The 24,204-nt window shown below is 47.1% G+C and carries 18 protein-coding genes; 13 read left to right on the top strand and 5 right to left on the bottom strand.

Going from position 1 to position 24,204, the window contains the following annotated elements; all coding sequences use genetic code 11:
- The first annotated feature begins 6 nt into the window (after positions 1-6).
- Positions 7-924 carry a ribose ABC transporter substrate-binding protein RbsB gene (gene rbsB, locus GRF59_RS05280; RefSeq protein WP_160496585.1) on the top strand — a complete coding sequence of 306 codons (918 nt, stop codon included), beginning with the start codon at positions 7-9 and terminating at the stop codon, positions 922-924.
- 64 nt (positions 925-988) lie between these two features.
- Here rbsB and GRF59_RS05275 read toward each other — a convergent pair whose 3' ends face one another.
- From GRF59_RS05275 to GRF59_RS05265, 3 genes are all read right to left on the bottom strand, one after another.
- Positions 989-1,420 (bottom strand): SRPBCC family protein, encoded by a 432-nt coding sequence (locus tag GRF59_RS05275; protein ID WP_160496584.1) that lies wholly within the window; start codon positions 1,418-1,420, stop codon positions 989-991.
- A gap of 144 nt (positions 1,421-1,564) precedes the next feature.
- Positions 1,565-2,167: a class I SAM-dependent methyltransferase gene (locus tag GRF59_RS05270; RefSeq protein ID WP_160496583.1), complete on the bottom strand. Its 603-nt coding sequence runs from the start codon at positions 2,165-2,167 to the stop codon at positions 1,565-1,567.
- 20 nt (positions 2,168-2,187) lie between these two features.
- The gene (locus tag GRF59_RS05265) at positions 2,188-2,841 is read right to left on the bottom strand and encodes a TetR/AcrR family transcriptional regulator (protein WP_160496582.1); all 654 of its coding nucleotides are present in this window, start codon (positions 2,839-2,841) and stop codon (positions 2,188-2,190) included.
- 149 nt (positions 2,842-2,990) lie between these two features.
- Here GRF59_RS05265 and GRF59_RS05260 point away from each other — a divergent pair, with 149 nt between their 5' ends.
- From GRF59_RS05260 to GRF59_RS05245, 4 genes are all read left to right on the top strand, one after another.
- Positions 2,991-3,716 (top strand): ABC transporter ATP-binding protein, encoded by a 726-nt coding sequence (locus tag GRF59_RS05260; RefSeq protein WP_160496581.1) that lies wholly within the window; start codon positions 2,991-2,993, stop codon positions 3,714-3,716.
- Entirely contained in the window at positions 3,713-4,765 is a 1,053-nt protein-coding gene (locus tag GRF59_RS05255; protein WP_160496580.1) for an ABC transporter permease, read from the top strand. Before GRF59_RS05260 ends, GRF59_RS05255 begins: the two co-directional genes overlap by 4 nt.
- 208 nt (positions 4,766-4,973) lie before the next feature.
- Positions 4,974-5,522 carry a sigma-70 family RNA polymerase sigma factor gene (locus GRF59_RS05250; RefSeq protein WP_160496579.1) on the top strand — a complete coding sequence of 183 codons (549 nt, stop codon included), beginning with the start codon at positions 4,974-4,976 and terminating at the stop codon, positions 5,520-5,522.
- An 18-nt stretch (positions 5,523-5,540) separates the two neighbouring features.
- A complete protein-coding gene (locus GRF59_RS05245) occupies positions 5,541-6,551 on the top strand; it encodes a DUF4179 domain-containing protein (protein WP_160496578.1) in 1,011 nt (336 codons plus the stop codon).
- A 173-nt stretch (positions 6,552-6,724) separates the two neighbouring features.
- Here GRF59_RS05245 and GRF59_RS05240 read toward each other — a convergent pair whose 3' ends face one another.
- Positions 6,725-7,336 (bottom strand): acyl-CoA-like ligand-binding transcription factor, encoded by a 612-nt coding sequence (locus GRF59_RS05240; protein ID WP_160496577.1) that lies wholly within the window; start codon positions 7,334-7,336, stop codon positions 6,725-6,727.
- A 264-nt stretch (positions 7,337-7,600) separates the two neighbouring features.
- Between GRF59_RS05240 and GRF59_RS05235 the strand changes: the two genes are divergently transcribed.
- The 8 genes from GRF59_RS05235 to GRF59_RS05200 all read left to right on the top strand — a co-directional run bounded on the left by GRF59_RS05235 (position 7,601) and on the right by GRF59_RS05200 (position 22,932).
- Positions 7,601-9,193 carry a TerB N-terminal domain-containing protein gene (locus GRF59_RS05235; RefSeq protein WP_160496576.1) on the top strand — a complete coding sequence of 531 codons (1,593 nt, stop codon included), beginning with the start codon at positions 7,601-7,603 and terminating at the stop codon, positions 9,191-9,193.
- A gap of 5 nt (positions 9,194-9,198) precedes the next feature.
- The gene (locus GRF59_RS05230; protein ID WP_160496575.1) at positions 9,199-10,524 is read left to right on the top strand and encodes an ATP-binding protein; all 1,326 of its coding nucleotides are present in this window, start codon (positions 9,199-9,201) and stop codon (positions 10,522-10,524) included.
- Entirely contained in the window at positions 10,521-12,719 is a 2,199-nt protein-coding gene (locus GRF59_RS05225) for a DEAD/DEAH box helicase (protein ID WP_160496574.1), read from the top strand. Before GRF59_RS05230 ends, GRF59_RS05225 begins: the two co-directional genes overlap by 4 nt.
- A gap of 218 nt (positions 12,720-12,937) precedes the next feature.
- Positions 12,938-15,283 carry an S-layer homology domain-containing protein gene (locus tag GRF59_RS05220; RefSeq protein ID WP_160496573.1) on the top strand — a complete coding sequence of 782 codons (2,346 nt, stop codon included), beginning with the start codon at positions 12,938-12,940 and terminating at the stop codon, positions 15,281-15,283.
- Between the two features lie 189 nt (positions 15,284-15,472).
- The gene (locus GRF59_RS05215; protein WP_160496572.1) at positions 15,473-19,114 is read left to right on the top strand and encodes an S-layer homology domain-containing protein; all 3,642 of its coding nucleotides are present in this window, start codon (positions 15,473-15,475) and stop codon (positions 19,112-19,114) included.
- A gap of 175 nt (positions 19,115-19,289) precedes the next feature.
- The gene (locus tag GRF59_RS05210; protein ID WP_202128498.1) at positions 19,290-20,075 is read left to right on the top strand and encodes a helix-turn-helix domain-containing protein; all 786 of its coding nucleotides are present in this window, start codon (positions 19,290-19,292) and stop codon (positions 20,073-20,075) included.
- 200 nt (positions 20,076-20,275) lie between these two features.
- The gene (locus GRF59_RS05205; RefSeq protein WP_160496571.1) at positions 20,276-21,199 is read left to right on the top strand and encodes a helix-turn-helix transcriptional regulator; all 924 of its coding nucleotides are present in this window, start codon (positions 20,276-20,278) and stop codon (positions 21,197-21,199) included.
- Positions 21,200-21,354: 155 nt separating this feature from the next.
- Positions 21,355-22,932, top strand: coding sequence for an MDR family MFS transporter (locus GRF59_RS05200; protein WP_160496570.1), 1,578 nt, complete (start codon positions 21,355-21,357; stop codon positions 22,930-22,932).
- A gap of 135 nt (positions 22,933-23,067) precedes the next feature.
- Here GRF59_RS05200 and GRF59_RS05195 read toward each other — a convergent pair whose 3' ends face one another.
- Positions 23,068-24,204: a glycosyl hydrolase family 18 protein gene (locus GRF59_RS05195; protein ID WP_160498128.1), complete on the bottom strand. Its 1,137-nt coding sequence runs from the start codon at positions 24,202-24,204 to the stop codon at positions 23,068-23,070.

Genomic DNA, 24,204 nt, shown 5'->3' with positions numbered 1-24,204 from the left:
ACTCATATGAAAAAGCTAACATTCTTATTGGCAGCGCTTCTGCTCATCTTGACCACGGGGTGTTCCCTTGAGCCGCCGAGCTGGGCAAAACCTAAAACCGGCGGGGATATCAAAAATATGAAAATAGGTCTTTCCGTTTCAACCTTGAATAACCCGTTCTTCGTTTCCTTGAAGGATGGCGTCGTGGCTGAAGCCAAGAAGCATGGTATCGAAACGATTGTGGTCGATGCCCAAAACGATTCGGCTAAACAAAGCAATGACGTGGATGACCTGATGCAAAAGGGTGTAAACGCCTTGCTGATTAATCCAACGGATTCTGCAGCCATCTCTACAGTCGTGCAATCGGCTAATAATCTGGGCATTCCGGTTATTACCCTGGACCGCTCCGCAGATAAAGGCGATGTCAAAGCGCTGGTCGCTTCCGATAACGTGAAAGGCGGTAAAATGGCAGCGGAATATATCGAGAAGCTGCTTGGCAAAAACGCGAAAGTTATTGAACTCGAAGGGGTTGCAGGAGCATCGGCAACTCGTGAACGCGGCAAAGGCTTCCATGAAGTTGCGGATAAGAATCTGAAAGTGATCGCTAAACAAACTGCGGATTTCGACCGTACGAAAGGTCTGAATGTCATGGAAAACCTGCTTCAGGCTAATCCAGACGTGCAAGCCGTCTTTGCACACAATGACGAAATGGCGCTTGGTGCCATTGAAGCCATTAAAAGCTCGGGTAAAGACATTCCGGTTATTGGCTTTGACGGCAATGAGGACGCGCTGAAATCGATCAAGGATGGCAAACTGACCGCGACGGTGGCTCAGCAGCCTGAATTGATCGGACAAATGGCGGTACAAGCCGCATACGATGTGCTGCAAGGAAAAACGGTTGAGAAATCGATTCCTGCGCCACTGAAGCTGGTGACCAAGGAATAATCGTATCAAAGATAAAAGACCTCCAACGTTGTTGGGGGTCTTTTCACATTCGGAATGATAAAAGCTACGATGCCTCGACCATGTGTTTAAGTACTGACAATACAGATCCACTATCGTCATCCTGAGATTCCTGGACTTCGCTGTCACTTCCAGGTCTTGTATCGTTTTGTTCGATGCTTAGAAGGGTATTGCCGCCATCCTCGGTCAATATGTAGCTCATGACAAAATAATTCTCGGGTTTGTCCTCTACGCCGGGCCTCGGTGCAAAGAGCGTATATTTAATCAGCTTATTCGGCACGACTTCCAAAACCTTGCCCCATTGCTCAAAGACTTGTCCTTCCCATTCATTACGGAAACGGATTTCGCTGCCGACCTGCCAATCGCTAATCAGAAGGCTTCCATATTGCCACTGCTTCACCAGCTCCGGGTTGGTAAGTGCATCCCAAACCTTGGCTGGGTTCGAATGGATCATCACGCGGGAAATACTTGTGGACATAGCATCATCTCTCCTTAAGAAACCAAATGATTGCGGGTATCGCACTTGGTTGATGTTCTCGCATTCTGCTTTCTTAATGATAGCAAACGATGTTTCTAGCGACAATATGTATCTGTGAAAAAAAGGAATATATTTCCGAAGCCGCTATGATCTAGCCCATATCAAATGTACCATGCCGTTCCAATATCTCTCGATACGTTCAATCTTCAGTTCGGAACGCTGTACGATCTGCTCGATATTTCGGTCCCAATGACATCCTGACATTTTGCGGGCAACCGGATTTAGCAATCGCTGCGCCGATTTCAACAACGGGTTTTTTCCAAGCCCATGCTCCAGGAGAAATACGCGACCGCCAGGCTTGCACCATTTGCTGATATTTCGCAGAACCATCTCTGGATCTTCATAACCGCACAGGGACAGGGTGGAGACAACACAGTCAAAGGAATGCTCCGGGAAATCCAATGCTTCGATATCGCATTCGATGAAATGGACCTGGAAGTGCATCTCTTCCGCCAACCGACGAGCACGCTGGAGCATCATGGGGCTGAAGTCTGCTGCCGTAAGACGGACTTTATCCATATCGTAGATATGAAAGTTGGCTCCGGCCCCGACCGCGATCTCCAGCACGTCACCCTGCACCCCTTGAAGGAGTCTATTACGCCATACACCCAGCATCCGTTTGCGTGTGCTTTCTTCATACTTGGCCGACTGCTTGTCGAACTTCTTGATCAGCTTTTGCTTATTCAAGATAGGACCTCCCGAGTATATTATTCGTTATCGTACGGATCGTTCTCGTTAACTCCCAATTCCTGCATCTGTTTAAATATGCCGGCAGCATACAGCGGCCCCTTCAAGGTTAGCTTGGTCAAGATCAAAGCGATGTCATAGGGAGATTCCCTGCGGCCTTGCATCAGCCATTCCTGAATGATCCCGAAATGCGCCGAGGCGATGTAGGAGATCAGATATTCCGGCGGCACCAGCGTATTTTCCTTTTTGATGAGCGGGGTAACATTCTTCTCAAACAAGTACTTCCACAACATGGATTTGAGCAGCGGATGGAAGGCCGGATCACCTTTGGGACCGAGAATCGTTTTCAAAAAATCCGCATGCTCGTTCATATATTCAAAGACATGTACGATTTGCGGAACGGGTTTGTCCATGGAGAGAAACGATTTTTGATTAAAAGGCTGAATAGTGCTAATGATCGCAATTAATCCTTCGATCAGCTCCTGTTCGCTTTGTTCCAGAAGATCATACTTATCCCGGTAGTGGAGATAGAAAGTCCCGCGATTCATTTGTGCTCTGGATGTTATATCTTTGACGGTCAGAGCCTCAAATCCTTTTTCTTCGATTAGTTCTGTCAATGCATCGCGGATTAAGGCTTTCGTACGAAGAATCCGGCGGTCGGTGGTTTGGTTCATGTTCATATCCCTCCAGGTATTTCAGTTGCTGACGGTTAATGATCACATTCGGCGATTCTGTTCATTGTAGTCATTCTATCGATTGATTATAATGAAGGCGGGAAAGATAATCAACGCGGTGTTCATTATCGAAAATGGAGGTTTTGCCTATGGAAACGACGGTTAAGGTGCAGCAGGTCAGCAAAAGTTTTGGTAAGAAAACTGTACTCTCCAACGTCAATCTGAATATGGAAAAAGGCCAGATATACGGACTGATTGGTCCGTCGGGCGCAGGCAAAACGACGCTTGTAAAAATGTTGGTCGGCATGGATATGCCGGATGAAGGTATGGTGGAGGTCCTTCACACTCCAATGCCAAGCTTGACGATGCTCCAGCACATTGGATATATGGCACAATCGGACGCGTTATATAATGAACTCACTGGAGAAGAGAATTTGAGGTTTTTCGCAGCGATGTTCACGATGGGCAAAGCGGAGCAAAAGGAACGGATTGGTTATGCAGCCGATCTTGTCAATCTGAAGGATGAATTGGGTAAAAAGGTATCTGCTTATTCCGGCGGCATGAAACGAAGATTGTCACTGGCCATCGCTCTCATTCATAACCCTTCAGTGTTGATTTTGGATGAGCCGACGGTTGGGATCGATCCGGAACTGAGGCAGTCCATTTGGAATGAGTTAACCCGGCTTAAAAACGACGAGCACAAAACCATAATCGTCACGACGCACGTAATGGATGAAGCCGACAAATGCGATATGCTCGCGATGGTAAGGGAAGGAAGAATCCTGACCCGCGGCACGCCGGAGCAGCTCAGGCAGCAGTTCCGCGCGAATAGCTTGGAAGAAGTCTTCCTGCAGGCAGGAGGTAAGCAATCATGAGGATCAGAGCGCTCATCCGTAGAATCTGCGAGCAGCTGCTGCGGGATAAGAGAACCTTGGCATTATTGTTCCTTGCTCCTTTACTCGTGCTGTCTTTGATGTATTATCTATTTAATCATACAGGAAATGCATCTGACGCCAAGATCGGCGTGGTCAAACTCAATCCCCAAATTATCGAGCTGATGAATCAGCAGGGAATGAACGTTGTTTCTTACGATAGTGCCGATAAGAACACCTTAGTAAAGGATAAGCTGGATGCCGTGATTGAAATGCAGGAAGGCGGCATTCATTTGATTCTGAAAAACAATGATCCTTCCCAGTCCAAAGCGTTGCAGATGAGAATCAGCCAGGCGACGTCTGCATTATCGGAAATGACTCAAGAGCAGGGGAATGCGGCTGCACCCAAACTTTCGCTCACAACGGAATATGTGTATGGCAGCGCGGATACCACCTTTTTTGATACATTAAGTCCAATATTGATCGGATTCTTCGTCTTCTTCTTCGTATTCCTGATTTCAGGAATCGGACTTCTTCGGGAGCGCACGACCGGAACGCTGGAACGCTTAATGTCCACTCCGGTGCGCAGGGGAGAGGTGATTGCAGGGTATCTGGCCGGGTATGGCATTTTTGCTTTTCTTCAAACGGTGATCGTCGTTCTCTATGCGACCTTGGTGCTGGATATGAACCTGGCCGGGTCCATCTGGTATGTCCTGTTAACGAATCTCCTTTTGGCGTTTGTTGCCCTTTCGCTGGGGATTTTATTATCGACCTTCGCATCTTCGGAGTTCCAAATGGTGCAGTTCATTCCGATTGTCATTATTCCGCAGGTCTTTTTCGCGGGTATATTCCCGCTGGATCACATGGCAACCTGGGTGCAGGTCATTGCGAGAATCATGCCGTTATATTACGGGGCGGACGCGCTCAAAAGCGTGATGTACAAAGGACTCGGTTTTAGCGATATCGCCCTTGATCTAGGGGTACTGTTCGCCTTTGCCGTACTTTTTATCTTGCTGAACATATTGGCGCTCAAAAAGTACCGCAAGCTATAGTCCTTAGATCAATAGAAAGATTCTCTGGTTTCCCGTAACAAAGGCCTATAGTTAACGTCTAAGCTAAAAGGTACAATCCCATCAGCGGAGAGTACCTTTTTTCTGTTATAAGGATAGAATTCCAGAAAAAATGTTGTCCCTAAGTGATAGAACTGCACACATTCATTCGAACTATAAGATGTAGCTGTTTTGAAAAGGAGAGCTTTGAATGAGAATTACGGAAGAAAATGTGGTGTCCGAACTGCGTAAGCATAATGAAAAAGCCCTTTATTATGTCATTGACCAGTATAGCGGTTTAATCAAAAGCATCATTAGAAAGCATCTCCATCAGCAGGATGTGCACGAGGAATGTATGGATGATATTTTGCTGTCTATATGGAATCATGCGGAATCGTTCTCGGCAGACAAGAATTCGTTCAAGAATTGGCTGGCAGCTATATCCAAATATAAGGCCATAGATTACGAGCGGAAATATTACAGGGAAAAGAGTAAAGCGCAGTACATAAGTAGCGAAGTAGAACAGGCGAGCCGTGGTTACGAACAAGATTCATTGGACGATCTTCGTTCAGAATTGGAGGAAATGCTCGGCAGCTTGGAAGAAAAGGATCGGGAAATTTTTATGAATCATTATATCCATGAGCAAAGCATCGGAAAAATCGCATCTGATCTAGGTGTTAAACATTCTTGGGTATATAATCGGCTGTCACGGGGACGAAAAAAGCTGAAAGCATTATACAAAGGGTTAAGAGAGCAATGATCATCCGGAGGTGTTCGTATGAAAGATATCTATGCACTATTGAATGATGCCCATGTTGAGCTGGAGCAATATGAAGACGAAGACATGAGTGAATTAGACAAGAAACGAATTAAAAAGGGAATCAGAAAAAAACTTCATCCCAAAAGGCCAATGCCGGTGAGATATGGACTGGCAGTCGTCTGCATATTTCTTATCGTCTGCATGGCATTCGCGACCAATCTGCCTGTGAAGGCGTTGTCCGAAATCCCTTTTTTTCGCATGTTAATGGCCGAGCAGATGAAAAGTGACCCTGCCGTGCTAAAAACCTATTCGACCACCGTCGGACAAAAGGTTAGCGAAGCCGGTATTGATATCCGACTGGATGATGTACTTGTGGGTGAAGGGCAGCTTCTCATTTCCTACACGATCCATTCATCTGAAGTGAATTTGCAGGGGATCTGTTCACCCTGGATGTCCGTTTATCTGAATGGATCTGAAATACCGCAAAACGGAGGCGGAAAAGAATCCCGAGTGGACTCCGGCACATATACATTTGTTGGGGCAATAGATTTACCGGATCATACGTTAACAAACAAGATGAATATTCAAATCGTTTTTAGTGAAATCCGTTTTCAGGATAGAGACAGTATTAATGGAGATTGGGGCTTTGCCATTGAAACTTCTGCGGAAAAACTCATGAGCGAAACCAAGAAAATTGATATCCATCACACCATTACACTGGATAACGGCCAAACGATTCAAGTGAGCGAGCTCGTCTTAAGTCCGATATCGACGACGGTTTATTATGTAATATCAGGCGGGAACGAATGGGATATGGTGTTCTTAGCGGAAGATCAGAGCGGGAAAAGCATTCAGCCGGTTTCGGGTCGAAGCAACACAAAAAGTAACTTTATTCGATTTCCTGCATTAAGCAGAAATGAGACGAAGCTTAGATTGACGCCTGTGATCATGCCAGGAGCAGAGAGCGAAGATCATGTGCTGAAGCGCGAAGTTCTGAAGCAGCTGAGTTTTAGTGTTGATATCGACTAAAAAAAATCGAGATACCGTTCTGCGTGGTTTATCTTAGTCGCATCACATTTCGATATATTACTAAAAGTTCTGCTTTTGTATAGAACAGAAAATATCCCTTTTAAACGCACCCAATCCCCTCTTCATACTATGGAGAGGGGATTGAGTGTCTGCTTAAAAGGGATTATCTTATTTTATGCCCTCTTAGGGAGGGGTAATCCTGCTTCAATGTCGGCAAGAGCTGCATCGATTAATTCAACAAAATCCGCATCACGGTTATTCGCACAGTAGATTTGTACCGATAATGTGGCGCCAATCACGGATCCGGCGAATATCAGTACATGAAAATCATTGCGCTCGTAATCGTACCGATCTTCAACGAGTTCGGCGATCATGGTGATTGTCGCAGTCAATTGATTGACAAACGCGGCGCGCAATTCGGGAACGGAAAAGGCTAGTTCGGTCCGCTCCCGAATGGCTTCTCGTTCTTCTTTGGAGATACTGGATAGGCCCGACTTCACAGTCTCTCGAAGCGCTTGGAGCGGGTTAAGTCCGGAAGGCAGCTCCTGAAAGGCTCGAATGAGGACAGAATCGTATTCGTCTTCTAAAATTAAAGCTTCTTTCGTCGGGAAATATCGGAAAAAGGTACTTGGAGAAACCTCGGCTGCTTCGGATATTTGCTCAATGGTGGTAGCGTTGTAACCCTGTACACGAAATAATTGCAGTGCATGATGTTGAATCGAGGCTCTTGTTTTCATTTTTTTTCTTTCGCGCAGACCTAGTTTTGGCCGATTGTCTAAAGACATGCGGCACCTCCGTCATAATCCATTTTCCTCTAGTTTACCCGTTTTATTTGCAGCGAACAACTTTAAGCAGAAGGTTCACTTGTAACTGGATGTCAGCAGTTACGCTTTCCAGATTATAAACCAGAAAAAAAAGGCGAGTGGATCTAATGAGAGTGCTGGTTCCATTCAATACATGAATCTGTCCGAAAAAATTACACCTGCAACCGATTTGTATTATAATGAAAAAACAGAACAAATATTCTATGAAATGGTGATGTACGGTTCATGGATTCATATAAAAATCCGCTTAACTTTGCGGAAATCGATATCAGTGATGAAGGGGAGCAAGGAAGCCCGACATTGCGTGGCATGAGCATTCCGGAGCGGAAAGAACGTCCGGCCGGGGAGTCCATTCCTTATGTAAAAGCGTTATCCAGGGAGCAGCAGTTTGTGCATCAGGCCAGAGCCTTGGCGGACCGGACAGATGAACAGACACCCTTTGTCCCTTTTATGAGCTATTGGCCCACCTATGAACAAATGAATGAGGCACAGCGCAGCTGGTATTTTTACTGGAGGAGCGAGGTGCGCGCAGGGCAGTATCTGTTTACGGACCTGTCCTATATTTTCGTCTATCTGTATGAGCTGATCAACGGCACAGGCTGGGAGATTCCGAAACAGGGCTACGAACTGATGATGAAGCTTTGGGAAGCTTATGGTAAAAGGTATCCCAAGCTGAACGGCTACATAGCGGATTGGGTCTGCGATTTCGTGCTCGTTCACCAGATGGATGTTTCTTTAATGGACATCGTTTCCCGTTCACAAACTACCAAAACAGGGGAGCTGTTCGATCTGGAGCTGATGAGATTATTTACGGATGATCCGGCTTCACTTACATTTGAACAGATTCTAACATTGTCGGATTACGACATGCAGCGCAGCAAGTTCTATCTGGATGGCGGGAGCGTGCTTCTGGAGGAATTTGCTCCGAAAGTGATAGCGCTTGTCGATTCCTTTTTGCGTAAAACAACCGGAAATAAGCTGGTGGACACCTTTTACAAGGGATCGGGAAAGAAAATCGAAAGATACTTGTTCCGGAGTGCCGTCTATGATGCATCCATCTACGGCAGAACAAGAGCACTACGCATCCCGCAGCTGCGGAGATGCTCACCGCTGCGATACTATATCACGCAGCTTTTGCGATGCATGGAAAATAAACTAAGGGAGCTGCACCATTTCAAAGGACGGCTCCGGGGCGTTACGTTGAAGACTGAAACGGAGATGGTGGTTCAACGTTTTCTGGACAAGGAATTCAAGCCCGAGAAGCCGGCAGTGCCGGCAATCTCCATTGATCCTAAACGGCTCGCCGAGCTGCAGAGGGATAGCGAGGACGTGCGGAGCATGCTGACGGTTGCGGAGTGGGATGAACCGGAGCAGGAAGAGCAGGAATATCGGGAATATCAGAATCAGAATGATCAGTCTTCTTCGGATGTTTCTCCTGACCCCGCGAAGAGCAGCACGGGCGTGAACGATGATGTTCCTATACATGAATTTGTTCACACGTCACGGCCTGAACCGTCTCATGAACACGAGGATTCGGCTGCAAATGATACGGTGCTCTGGGATACTTCCGATATGGATGAAGAATGGATTCTGTTTGCAGGGATGCTGGGACAAGCGCATCTCGAAATCTTATACGCGCTACATTCTCCATCCTCATCCATTAAGATTGATCGGATTGCTGACAAGTACGGAACGATGCCTGCACTCCTGCTTGACGAAATTAACGAGATTGCCATGGAAGCCATCGGAGACCTGGTGGTGGATGGTGAGAGCCTATCGGAAGATTATAAGGATTATTTTGAATCATTGAAGAGGTGAGAGCTTTGGCGGAACTGAAAATACCGAAACGCTTGACGACAGCCCTTGTCAACTCATTGACCGCAGGTGTGGTACCGCGAATCGGTCTGGAGCATATTGCCGTTGGGCGAAAGCCCGAGGTCGAAGCCATTTTGCGGGACATGGAAAATATCGCCGAAGGCGGAGCGGCAATGAAGCTGATTACAGGGCGTTATGGCAGCGGAAAAAGTTTTCTCCTGCAAACGATCCGCAACTACGCGCTGGACCGCGATTTCGTCACGGCGGATGCAGACCTGTCGCCTGAAAGAAGACTGGTGGGAACAAAAGGACAGGGACTCGCAACCTACCGCGAACTGATGACCCATCTGTCCACACGTACCCGTCCGGACGGCGGTGCGCTGGAGGCTGTTTTGCAGAAGTGGATATCCACGATTCAACAGGAAGCAATGAAGGCATGTGGTTTACGTGCAGGAGATCCGGCATTAACCCAGGAAGTTGAGCAGCGCATATTTGCGGTCACGGCCGAAATGCAGAATTTGGTACACGGATTTGACTTTGCCCGGGTGCTGGCGGCCTATTGGAATGGATACAAGCTGGGGGAAGACGAGAAGAAACAGGCAGCTTTACGCTGGCTGCGCGGCGAATTCCCGAACAAGACCGAAGCGAGAAAAGAGCTGGATGTCGGCGTTATCATCGATGATGACAACTGGTACGACTATATGAAGCTGTGGTCGGAATTTATGGCGAAGATTGGCTACAAAGGACTGCTGCTTTTTATTGACGAAGGCGTCAATCTATATAAAATATCCAACAGCGTATCCCGTACGAGTAATTATGAGAAGCTGCTGACCATGTTCAATGACACGATGCAGGGCAAGGCCGAGCATCTGGGCATCTTCCTGGGGGGGACGCCCCAGTTCGTTGAGGATGAGCGGCGCGGCTTATTCAGCTATGAGGCTTTGCGGTCGCGGCTGGTGGAGGGACGTTTTGCCGGAAACGGGTACCGGAACTACACGGGTCCGATTCTAAAGCTGGACATGCTGTCGCATGAAGAAATTCTAATTCTGCTGCAGAAACTGCTGCACATTCATGGCCTGCATTTCGGCTATACTCCGTCTTTGTCTGATGAAGATTTGATTCAATTTATGGAGACGGCAGTTGGGCGTATGGGAGCGGACGAGCTGCTTACGCCGCGCGAAGTGGTGAGGGACTTCATGGATCTGCTGCATACCCTGCATCAGAATCCGGATGCCTCTTTCAGCCAGTTGCTGGGTGAACGCATGGCTGCGCCGGCGGCTGCCGATAAGGAGCAGGATGATGTAGACGATTTTCTGGCGGAGTTTGAACTATGAGCAGCAGCGGAAATCAGATTTTTTACCGTTTGGCACCATTTATCCAGGAATTCATTTACCGGAAAAGATGGGATACGCTGCGTCCGGCCCAAGTCGAAGCGCTCAACATCTGCATGGATACGACCCATCACATGCTGATCGCCGCCGGAACGGCGTCGGGCAAAACGGAAGCAGCGTTCTTCCCGGCTTTGACCGAACTTCACGAACGTCCTTCAGCTTCCGTCGGTATTCTGTATATCGGGCCGCTGAAGGCGCTTATCAACGACCAATTCGAACGGATCAAGGAACTGCTTAGGGATGGCAACATCCCGGTATGGCATTGGCATGGCGATGTGTCGCAAACGGAGAAAAGCAAGCTGATGCGCAATCCCTCCGGGGTGCTCCAGATCACTCCGGAATCCCTGGAGGGATTGTTGATGAACCGTCCCAATGCCATTCCTGCATTATTCCATGATCTCAGGTATATCATCATCGACGAGGTGCATGCATTTATGGGCGCGGACCGGGGCATTCAAGTGCTGAGCCAGATTGCGCGGATCGAGAAAATGACGGGCTGCTCGCCAAGACGCGTTGGTTTGTCCGCAACCCTAAGCGATTACGAAGCGGCGAAAGCATGGCTTGGTGCAGGCAGTCCGCAACCTGTGGATGCCGTATCCGTGCCTGGCGGTCGCAAGCTGCGGCTGCGGGTGGAACATTTTTCGTTCCCGGATGCGCGGGACGAAGAACAGGCGGAACATTTGCAGAACGCGCGCAAGGCGTATTATGACTTTGTATACGACAGCACGCATTTGAAGAAAGCTCTCGTCTTTACCAATAGCCGCTCGGATGCAGAATTGACGACGCTTGAGCTTCGTAGGGTGGCAGCACACCGCCACCAGCCGGATGTGTTCCATGTACATCACGGAAGCATCTCGGCGATGCTGCGCGAAGAAGCGGAGGCTGCGCTGAAGAACGGTCCCGGTCCGGCTGTAGCCGCGGCTACGCTGACGCTCGAGCTTGGGATCGATCTCGGCGAACTTGAACGGGTCGTCCAGCTCGGAGCTCCGTACAGCGCATCCAGTTTCGTGCAGCGGCTCGGACGCTCTGGCAGACGAAATGATGCGCCATCCGAGATGCTCTTTGTCTGCCCGGAAGAAGAGGATGAGGATGCCATGCTGCCTGCACGCATGCCATGGACGCTGCTTCGCGCTATCGCGGTCATTGAGCTGTATGTGCGTGACCGCTGGGTGGAGCCGCTTGATATCCGTCAAATGCCGATCGGCCTGCTATACCATCAGACGATGAGCATTTTGAAAAGCAGGGGGGAAGCAACGCCTGCAGAGCTGGCAGCGGATGTGCTGTCACTGCCTTCTTTCCGTGAGATCTCTCCAGATGCGTATAAAGTGTTCCTGAATTACCTGCTGCAAACGGACCATATCCAGTGGACTGAGCAGCAAAGCCTGATTATCGGCTTGACCGGCGAGAAGATCGTAAACAACTTTCGATTTTATGCCGTGTTCAAGGATGATGAAGAGCATGCGGTATATAACGGCTCGGAAGAGATCGGTTCGATTACAACGGTCCCACCGCCCGGATATTGCTTCTCCCTTGCAGGGAAGCTATGGAAAGTGACGGAAGTGGATACGAAGCATAAAGCGGTTTACGTAAAGGCGGCTCTTGGCAAAGTCGATACACTCTGGCTCGGGGCAGGCGGAGACATCCATACTTTGGTTGTAAGAAAAATGCGCGAGGTACTTGCAGATAGCGCTATCTACTCGTATTTGTCTCCTCAAGCCGTCAACCGGCTGGAACGGGCACGCAGATTGGCACGGGAAAGCGGACTCCTGAAATCGGTAGTAATCCCGGCTGGAGGCGATTCGATGTTCATTTTGCCGTGGGTGGGCAGCAAGCAGTTCCGGACTTTGGAGCGTATGCTTAAGAATAACCTTGCACAGCGTCTGTCTCTTCGTTCGATTGTGCCGATGGAACCTTATTACTTTGTTGTTGCGGGAAAGGCTGAGAGCCAAGTATTGTTGGAGCAAATTTTGCAGGAATGTGCAGCCTGTACCGATCCCACGATGCTGCTTGGTCCCGATGAAGCGCCTTATCTTGGAAAATATGATGAGTTTGTTTCGCCCGAGCTGGTGCGGCAGGCATTTGCGGTGGATGGTCTGGACGTACAAGGACTCAAGCAGGGCTTGAGTGTGAAGCCGTAAGAGACCGTATTCTCCCAAGCCGATTCGATGAAAAAATGACGAGTTACCATTTATAACCTTCATCTCAAAGATGGAGGTTTTTTTGTTTTTCAATTAGGTATATAGAACCAAATTTAGGGACTTATAGTCAAAAGTTGTTCAGAATCCGTTCAGAATGGATCTCTATAATGAATTTTATATCGAAAAATGTTGAAAAAATTGATTTAAGGGGACACGTTATGCAGAAATGGAGAGCTATTTTACTTGCAACTATATTATTATCATCCGCTATAGGTGCAAGGAATGCCTATGCTAATCCCATTCAATATCCGGCTGCACAATTCGTGGGGCATGTTTTTTCGGATCAAAAGCTCATAGCTCAGGATAAGGAACAATCCATTCTTGAAGCCGTAAATTTAGGACTTATGAATGGATACCCGAGTGGAGAGTTCAAACCTACGGCTTTATTGACTAGAGCAGAGCTTGCAGAACTGCTGGTTAAAGCGATGAAACTGGTTCCATCTGAACAGCAATTCAGCTATATGGACGTCCAGAAAGGAAGCCGGTCTTCAAAATATATAGAGGCGGTTCGGCAATCCGGTCTTATGAGCGGCAACAGCAACACGTTCCGACCGGAGGACCCCGTTACAAGAGAGGAATTGGCGGCTATTTTGGTAAGAGCTGTTCAAGGCCAAGGAACGTCAGGAGGTCTGAGTGTGGACTATTCTGACAAGCAGAGTGTAAGCCAATGGGCAATTCATTCTGTAGAGTCAGCCATCCGATTGGGTCTGATGGATGCACCGGAAAGGGATTTTCTGCCCAAACAAAAGCTTCAGCGGCAAGACATAGCGCGTTACTTGGTGGATATTTTCCCACAGCGAGAACATACAGCCGTTATCTCTAAGATTGAAGAAGATGTTATTACCATTGATGAAACGCCATTCCTGGTAACCGGTGAATTACAGAAGTTTTTGCTTCATGTCGAAAACAGGAACGCGTTGCAAGGAGCCATACTGAAGTTCAAATCTGCTGCAAGAAATGTGCAGGAACTGTCAGAGATTGAGATCATCCAGTCAGGAACTAAGGCGAAACCTATTTACTTGGATACGTCAGGAATATCATCCGGTTGTCTGATCAAAATCTCGGGGAATCATTTGGTTTTAAGCGGACAAGCTCTCTCTCAAGTGAACATTCAAGGGAATGCCGGCGATGTTCTGATGAACACGGACATACAGAGGATGGCCATCAATACACAAAATCCGCTTTTGTTGAGCGGCTCAGGAACGGTTGAGTCCATGATCGTCCAAAAAGGCGCCAAAATTACGTTGGGTTCAGATATCAAGGTGAAGCACTTGGTTCTACCAAAAGGGACTGCATTATCGGATGTTATTCAGAACTTAGCTCAGGTTCAGAAGCAGATCCAAATCGTGACCTTGGAAGACGGTACCCCGATTCCAATGGCGACAACACCTAAGAGTTCGGAACCATCAAGCGGTTCAGCGGCCGGTAATCCTACAGACCCTGTGTCACCAGGAACTGATGAGCCTACACCTCCGTTGCCATCAGTCAATCATGCCCCGACCGAGGCGAATCCGGTCGGTAATCAGAACATCAGCGTGACGAGCGGAACGCAAACGATCAGCATTGCGAACGTGTTCACGGATGCGGACGGGGATGTCCTGACCTACGAAGCCAAATCCTCGGATACGAACATCGTCAGTGCAGTGGTCGAAGGAACGGATCTGAAATTGACGCCAACGGCGGCGGGAACGGCAACGATCACGGTCAAGGCCAACGATGGTCAAGGTGGGATTGCTGAGACCACGTTCCAGACGACGATCACGGTGCCGGCTCCGATCAATCATGCCCCGACCGAGGCGAATCCGGTCGGTAATCAGAACATCAGTGTGACGAGCGGAACACAAACGGTCAGCATCGCGAACGTGTTCACGGATGCGGACGGGGATGCTCTAACTTACGAAGCCGAGTCCTCGGATACGAACATCGTCAGTGCAGCGGTGGAAGGAACGGATCTGAAATTGATGCCAATAGCGGCGGGAACGGCAACGATTACGGTCAAGGCCAACGACGGTCAAGGCGGGATTGCTGAGACCACGTTTATGGTTGAGGTCAAAGAGTATTCAATTTTCTTTTCCGAACTATTCTGGGGTCAGGGTGATTACGAGTTATTACAGGCTATTGAAATATATAATCCTACCAATCTTGATCTGGATGCCAACAAAATAAAGATTACACTTACGAATGGAAGCGAAGATATTCAAATTAACGACGAGAACTTGAAGATTCTGGCCGGTAAGACTTTTACGATTGGCGAAGCATTCTATGAGGGAGAGGAAATCACGCCGGACTACAAGACCGTGATGTCTTTCTTTGCAGATGATAGTGCACCCGTGTATTTGACTCTCGAATATGACGGTCAAGTCGTGGATAAGGCCTTTTTTATCCCTGGCAAATCTATTGAACGTATTTCGGGGTTGCTGCATGGGAGCGAATATCAACCGAATCAATGGATTGATAAAGATACCAATGATCTTAGCGGTTTAGGCTATTACAATGCCGATTAGTAACAAATGATCAAAGCGACTGCATGTCTTTCATGCAGTTGCTTGCTTTTATGTGAATGACTCATGAAGTTCTATCATAGTGAAACTTAGGAAGTGATGATATTGCATTCAAAAGGTAAAAGCAGTGCAGTTATGATTGGAATTTTATTAGCTTCTATCGTCTCTCCGGCAAATCATGGGGCTATGGCAATGGGAGCGAAAACTGTGACCTCTTCGAAGGTTTCCGATCCAAAGACTTCAAACAAGGCGGATAGCAAGTACTTCGAAATTGCCCAAAGTCGTGGATGGATGAGCGGCGAACCGGGAACAGGAATCCATTCCAAAGCAGCTTTAACGAGAAAAGATTTGGCCGTTATACTTACTAGGGCCCTGCAATTGCCAATGAATAGCCAGGGATCGACTTTTCAAGACGTAAAATCAGACGGTTGGTATCGAGGCGCGATCGAAGCCGTTAACCAGGCTAAATTGATGCAAGGCGACCGAAATCATTTTTATCCTGACAGAGCGGTAACAAGGGAAGAAATGGCTGTCATATTGATGCGAGCCTCCCAATTCGCCGAGATTCAGAAGGTCCCGCAATTTCAATATCCGCTTGACTGGAATAGCATTGCCTCCTGGGCACAAGCATCTGTGCAATCCGCGATCCAGAAGGGATTCATGAAAACAAAGAACACCCAATTTCTACCTCGCGCTTCGGTGAATCGGGAAGAAGCAGCCGAAATGATTGTTGAAACATTTATGCCAATCAACAGACCGGCAGAAATTCAGAAGGTGCTGGGCAATCAAGTTCAAATCAACGGCATTCGCTATACCATGGGGGATAGAATTGCCCCTATTTTGCAAGATAGCAATGCAGGTATTCTTCAGGACGCCGGAATCCAATTTGTTCTGAAAGGGAAGGAAATCGAGAAGATCACCTATCTCGAGCTGCGCAGCGGAGGAGAAAATGCCAAACCATCCGAGGCAGAATTCAAGCGGAATATCATATTAGACGGGCATGGAGCTACTCTGGATGGGAAGTTGGAAGTAGCTAGTGACTTCATTAGCGTGACCGATCTTAACATCTCCGGCGATTTGAGAATCAAAAGCGAACTTCAAAATGACTTTTATGCCCATCAAATAACCGTTCAGGGGAAAACATTCATTGAGGGCGGAGATGAGAATACGGTCGTATTCGATAGTTCTGATCTGAATGACGTTCGGGTAAACAAAACCGACGTCCATGTGGTTGCATCCGGTAACACGTCAATTGAACAGATATCATTGATTTCGGATGCCTCGATCACAGCGGGTTCAGCTGCAAGCATCAATCAATTATCCGTAGATAAAGGCGCAACGAAGGTGAGTCTGGAGGGGATTTTTCCGCAAGTCGTGTTGAATAATCCCGATCCTGTTCAAATCAGTGGAGCCGCAACGATATCCAAATTAGTCGCTGATGGTGCTGGCAACGTATCCATAGATAGTACGGGAACTATTGGAGAACTTGCGGTGAACAATAAGGGTGCAAAAATAGAAGTAGGCGCTAATAGTAACGTTCAGTCGATTACGCTGGCGAACGGGGCGGCCATAACGCAAGTGTCTGGAGTAAATACGGGTTCTTCTCATGTTCAAACCGCACCGGCATCAAACGCTTCCGGGAATTCCTCCAATATAGGAAACGGCAGCAATGGCAGCGTAAATACGCCTCCGCAGCTGATTCAGCCGTTTGAAGATCCACGGCTCAGCTTGCTTGGGGATGCACCGTATACCATCGACTTATCCCAATTTATTAAAGATAACGAGCAATCAACCATTAAATTTAGCGCCATTTCGATGAGCAGTAAAGTTGCTAAGGCTACAGTTGCAGGAAATATGTTGACGATCACTCCCGTAGGGAAAGGATCAGCGAAAATTTCGATTGTTGCGGACGACCAGAACGGAAAAACGGCTAATTTTTCATTTAATGTATCCGTGAATGCCACCATCCCAGATCAAACGCTGCAGCTTGGAACCGGGGACATGATTCTTGACTTGAATTCTTTTTTTGAGAATACGGACAAGTATCCGTTGAATTATACCGTGAGCATCCATGATCCAAGCATTGCCAGTTCCGATCTATCCGGAAATACTTTGAAGCTATCTGCTTTAAAAACGGGAACAGCCGAGGTCACTATAACTTCCGAATACGCGAATCAAATACTGACGCAAACATTCAGATTGATTATAACGGAGCCGGCAAACCGTTCGCCGATAGCAAGTCCAGTACCTGTGCAGCATTTGCTTAACAATGGATCGGTACAGACAGTCGAACTTTCCGATTATGTCGTGGATCCTGACCAGGATCAGCTTGCGTTCGCGATTGATGATCTGTCTTATGACCATCAGGTGGTTCAGGCTGCGATCAATAACGGGGTTCTATCCTTGACACCGGCAAATGTCGGTCAAACGAATATTAACATCGCCGTAAAAGATATCTATGGTGCTGTAGCGAACGTTATCGTCCCTGTAAGCGTGGAGGAGATCCCGCTTACGAACCACGATCCATCGATCTCGGCGATACCGGATCAGACGCTTCAAATCGGATCAGGGGACGTTCTGCTCGATTTGAGCGGATATATGGAGGATACCGATAACGATCCGTTAACAGTGACCGCCATAACCTATGACCCCGGTGTAGTTCAAGTTTCTGTGTCAGGTGCTGTACTTACACTAACCCCTGTCAACGCAGGACAGACGAGCGTAAGTGTGTCCGTGAATGATGGGCAAGGAGGAACGGCGGCGACAGCTTTCGGAGTCCAGGTTTCCTTGGGGAATGACAAGCCGAATGAGAAACCGGTGCTGATAGGCGGCATTGGAGAACAGATCTTAACCCCTGGATACAGTTCTGAGCATGTAACTGAATTGAATCAGATCTTCCGCGATCCAGATGGAGATGCCCTGACCTTTTCACTGGGGAATACGTCCGAATACGTGAATGCCGAAATTCAATCTTCCAAGCTCATTCTAACTCCGGGAACGAAAGCCGGAAGTTCCGAAATATCGATCATTGCTTCGGATGGTAAGGGCGGAAGCACTGAATATCATTTTACGGTACGCAATGCTCCACTTGTCGCGAATGGACGGGTTGCCATCCACACCAAAACAGGAGTTCAAAACGTTTCCTATGATTTGTGGAATTTGTTTGCCAACGAAAATTCGTTCAAGCTGTATACGGGAAGCCCAACCAAGACCTTTTCAGGACCGCAAACCTTTAACGGCAGAACATGGACTATACCCACCGAGAAACAAACGTACTGGGTCGTTGGGGCTGACGGAAAGGCTGCGATATTTGAAATCGATGTGGAACAACAAACGGCGCCGACCTTGTTTTTCTCGGAGTATTTGGATGGTGGGGACGGCCGAATTGCATTCGAGTTATTCCGTAACGATGCTAAGGGGTCCATTGACCTCGGAACAGGTTATGAAATTGAAGTCCATGAATGGATGAAAAAAACGAATCAACAGAAAATCGTTTCTTTTCCAATGCAGAAAATCCTCTTTAATCCTGTCATTTTTATAGACGCTATTTTCTATGATGTCTTCGATTTAACGGATATCACCTATTACAATTATGACGATCTGTTTTTATATGACCCTAGCAATTTTAATGTTACGGCTATCGTATTGAAGAAGGATGGTAAAGTCATTGATGTATTGGGTGACCCGAATTCGAAGGAGCAGTTTTTGCCATTGGGAGGAACCATCATAAGGAAGTCCGGGGTATATAGCGGCTCTATGGCATTTTCCCAGTATGGGGAATGGGATACGTATCCGAAAGGATCCTATCAATTTTTGGGTAGTCACACACCGTAATAGAAAAAGACAAAGGAACTGCTTAGCGGCAGTTCCTTTATTGTTGTGACTCGGCATGCCAGCCAGGGCCTAACCGAATAGGTCCAGCAATTCATCAACTCAAGCGACGCTTGATATACAGAAACTCGTTTCAAGTATACACTTGACGCATCAACCTTTAAGGAGTGTGACAGGAATGTTTGATATGGTCAAAATCGGCAGAAACATTGCCAAGCTGAGGAAAGAAAAAGGCATGACGCAGATGGAAGTGGCGGATAAAATGGGGGTCAGCTATCAAGCGATCAGCAATTGGGAACGTGGGGAAACCATGCCCGATATCTCCAAACTGCCGGAAATCGCAGAAATATTTGAGGTAACCATCGACCAAATCCTGGAGAATCGTAAAGGAACCCAAATCATCCAAACGTTCGTGAACCACAATACTTCCGAGTTTTTGGAAAACAACGATGTTACGATTAAAGATTTAACCGACATCGCTCCGATCCTGAAGGTGGAACAGGCTGACGAGGTATTTGAACATATGAAAACGAAATTTGAAATCCGCGATATGATCTCGATGGCTCCTTTTGTCAGTACCGAGTTGATTGACGAGATCGCAAGAAAGGCGTTTGAAACGGAAGGCATCCGCGAAATGAAGTCTTTGGCGCCGTTCATGAGCGATGAGGTGATTGATGAATGCGCAAGAAAGGCTTTTGACAATGAGGGAATCGACTCTTTGAAGTCCTTAGCGCCGTTTATGAGTGATGAAGCAATCAATGAATGTGCCAAAAAGGCTTACGAAAAAGAAGGCATCGATGGGCTGAAGTCATTAGCCCCGTTCATGAGTGATGAAGTTCTTGAGGATTGCGCCCGTAAATCTTTTGAAGAAAAAGGAATCAGCGCTTTAAGGTCCATTGCTCCGTTTCTAGATCAAGGAGTCATTGAAAAGTGGATCAGATCCGGGTTAGAGTATACTTCATGATGGCAATTCAGCAGTGATGCTTTTCAAATAAGGAGCTTTGCAGAACGATTCATCATCGTGATATGCAGGCTCCTTATCCATGTGAAATGACACATCATTTAATTAAATTGACGTGGTAAGCAATAAAAGATATATAGTAATTTATGAAAGAGTTAATGAACTCGATTCCGATGATATCAAAATGATAAAGGTGGAAATTCATGAAGCTTGAACGGCTCATTTCAATGATTTATATGCTGCTGAATCACGAAGTTTTGTCAGCATCTGCCCTGGCCGAGAAATATAATGTCTCCCAGCGAACGATTTACAGAGATATCGATGCCATCTGCGCTGCAGGGATCCCGGTCGTTTCATATCAAGGAGTGAACGGCGGCTACGGCATTATGGAAGAATATAAAATGGATAAAAGTCTGCTGGGCTCATATGATGTGAACTCCCTTGTGACGCTGCTCCGCAGCATGTCCACCATCTTCGAAGATGAAAAGGCCGAAGAAACGATCCATAAGCTGCAAACCGTCCACAAGCCAGTACGAAGCCCTGGGATTTCGCTGGATCTCGGGAGCTGGCGACCATATAATGAAACACTGCGGTTGATTAAAGACGCTATTGCGAGCCAGTTCGTACTGGAATTTGAGTATGTAAGCATCAAGGGTGAGCGTGTAAAGCGTTCCGTTGAACCGATTCATTTGCAGTACAAATACGATACCTGGTATCTATACGCATATTGCAGGCTGCGAAGCGGGTACCGGGAATTTAAACTGCCGAGAATTCTTTCGCTTAACGTCTCTGGCGAACATTTTCAGCATCATCTGCATGAACCGGTACCACCGCAGGTTTTTGGCAGACAAACGCATTTCGGCAATGGGGACAGGGATATCATATTAAGATTTTCTGTGCAATGCATGGCAAGAGCCTTGGATTTTTTTGTTGGAGTGGAGAAGCGATTTAACGAGGATGGCTCACTGGATATTGTCCTTGAAAATCAGAATATCAGCAGTATCGAGTGGCTTTTGCCGATTGTTCTTAGTTTTGGGGATGGGATCGAAGTGATGGAGCCTTTAGAGGTCAGACGAGAACTGAAGCAGAAGCTGCAGAAGATGATCGAAAAATATCGGGAAGTATGACAGTCCGTTGTCATACTTCCTTTTTTAATATGTAGGAAAGGATTCACTTCGAGAAATTCCTCTCCAAGGATCGCCGGAATAACCACATTTACATGCGGCTTTCTTAGCTTGGAAGGAACAGAAGTGAACGAGAAAAAAAAGGAGTGGATCTGTAAATGAAACAGCAACAGCAAAGCCGACTATCCCTGGTCATTGGAGCCCTGCTATTGGGTATTCTGATGGCATCGATGGATAATTCCATCGTGGCGACAGCCATGGGGAATATCGTCGGTGAAATAGGAGGGATGGACAAATTCGTCTGGGTCACCTCGGCTTACATGGTGGCTGAAATGGCGGGGATGCCCATTTTCGGAAAGTTATCCGATATGTATGGCAGAAAAAGATTTTTTATCTTTGGGATCATTATGTTTATGATGGGTTCGGCATTATGCGGAACCGCGCAATCCATCACGCAGCTGGCTTTATACCGTGCGGTTCAAGGCATTGGCGGGGGTGCACTGGTACCAATCGCATTTACGATCATGTTCGATGCCGTGCCGCTGGAGAAGAGAGGCAAACTTGGAGGATTATTTGGCGCCGTCTTTGGAATCTCCAGCATATTCGGTCCGCTGCTCGGGGCATACATTACAGATTACATCGCATGGCAGTGGGTATTCTACATTAATTTACCGCTCGGATTCGTGGCACTCTTCATGATTGCAGCCTACTACAAAGAGTCGCACGAGCGCTCGAAGCAGCCGATCGACTGGGCGGGAGCGATTACGTTGCTGGGAGCGGTCGTATGCTTGATGTTTGCGCTTGAGTTGGGCGGCAAGCAGCTGGCTTGGAGCTCGACTCCAATTCTCAGCTTGTTCGGTGGTTTTGTGCTGTTGACTGCGGCATTCTTGTATCGTGAGACGAAAGCCAAAGAACCGATCATTACGTTCGGTTTGTTCAAAAACAGAGTTTACGCATCCAGCGTTGTCATCGGCTTGTTCAGCGGGGCAGCTTTTATCGCAGCTTCCGTGTACATCCCGATATTTATTCAAGGTGTCCTGGGCGGATCGGCAACAAACTCCGGTATGGTGCTTCTCCCCATGATGCTCGGTTCCGTCGTAACGGCAACCCTCAGCGGGAACCTGATGAATCGTTTGTCGTACCGATCGATTATGATCTCGACACTACTATTATTCATGGCAGGGATCATACTTCTGAGCACGCTGAGCCCGGATTCAACCCGTCTTGAGGTTACGATCTATATGATCCTTGTAGGCCTTGGCATTGGGGCTTCCTTCTCGGTACTTGGGAATGCATGCATCCACGGTTTGTCGTATCGGCAGAGGGGAACGGCGAGTTCAACATTTAACTTCCTGCGCTCTCTCGGCATGACACTTGGCATTACCGTGTTCGGCATGATCCAGAATCACGCCTTCTCCAGCAGGATGAGTGATTTATTCAGCAGCGGAGGACCCGCACCGGAAGCTCTGCAAATGAACGATCCCCATGTGCTGTTATCCGAGCAGGCTCGTTCATCGATTCCTACTGAACTTCTGCATCATATTTCCGAATACTTATCAGGCTCCATTACTCAAACTTTTGCGTGGGCACTACTACCGGTGATCGCCGCGTGTATAGCGACCCTTTTCATGGGCAACAGTAAGCTTGATTCCACGGCTGAACAGACGGAAATAGCTGAAGAGGATGAAGGAACCGGAGAAAAGCGGAGTCTTGTGGAATACTCAACCGTACAATAAACAGTATGTCAACATCCGTTCACGAGGTGAAGAGCAATTCCGGCACTCCACCCTATATAAACAAAAACCACTTACTATTCAGAATGATGTTCTGAGCAGTAAGTGGTTTTTAAGTTTTGCTACTCCTTGATTACCTTATTCGTTCAAATGATCCGATAAGTATTTCACGATACCATCATCGGAGTCCTGAGAGTATTCCCACACCATGGCACCAGCAAGATGTTTATCTTTGATATAATTGATCTTTGCACTCAATGCCTCTTGATCTTCGTAGGTTACAAAGGTGTTTCCATCATACAGATAGGCTGTTTTTGCCGTATCGTCGTAGTAACGCTTAAATCCATCTTGGTTTAGGTACTTTTCTTTTAGCGTCTTGTAGCTCAAATCTATTGTGTTGATATCGATCGGCTTACCCTTGGAAAAGGCACCCTGTTGACCCGGATCACTCTTCACATTCTCCCATCCATAGGAGTAGGCGGGAACGCCTAAGAGGAGCTTCTTGGGATCAATGTTATGATCCAGATACAAGCTGATGATACGATCTACGCTGGTTTTACTCTTATCATTCTTATCTGTATATAAATTTGAATTATACCCTGTTGTATCCGACCAAGCCCCCGTTAAGTCATAACTCATCACATTGATGAAATCCACATACTTTTCGACCTTTTTAACCTCTACATTTTTGAAGTACCAATCTTCATTTCCAGCAGCAAAGCTCAAATAGTAATTCTTATTTTTACGCGGGAGCCTATCCAGTTTTTCTTTGAGCTCCTTCATTAAATGGGTGAAGTTCTTGGTGTCCTCAGGTCTGGCTTTGGTTGTATTCCATGAATCAAACGCTGGATATTCCCAGTCGATATCGATTCCATCTAAATCTAACTCTTTGACGAGCTCAACCATATTTTCTGTAAAGGAGTAGCGTTTCCCATCCATCGATGCATCCGAGAATCCATCTGCTTTATAGCCGCCAACGCCAAGGATGAAGCTCGTATTTTTGTTTTTCGCAGCTAGCTGCTTGATATTTTGTTTGATGACTTCGTTCTTGGCAGGGTCTTGATCAAAATATATATTCGTTTTATCAATTTTGGCAAAGGCCAGAATAGCAATATCCACATTCTTTCCTTCGAGAGAAAGGTCTTTGAAATCTTTCCAAACGGGTATATAGACAGAGGTGATTTTATGGTCTGAATTGTTGATATGATAAAAATACATCCCCATCCCGATCGTTAACGCGGCCAAGAAGGCCTTCGTATAAAGACTGATTTTGAT

This window comes from Paenibacillus dendrobii (assembly GCF_009807035.1).
Classification (GTDB): Bacteria; Bacillota; Bacilli; order Paenibacillales; family Paenibacillaceae; genus Paenibacillus_AQ; species Paenibacillus_AQ dendrobii.
The sequence above is the reverse complement of the archived record's forward strand: the minus strand, read 5'-3'. Positions and strand labels throughout refer to the sequence as shown.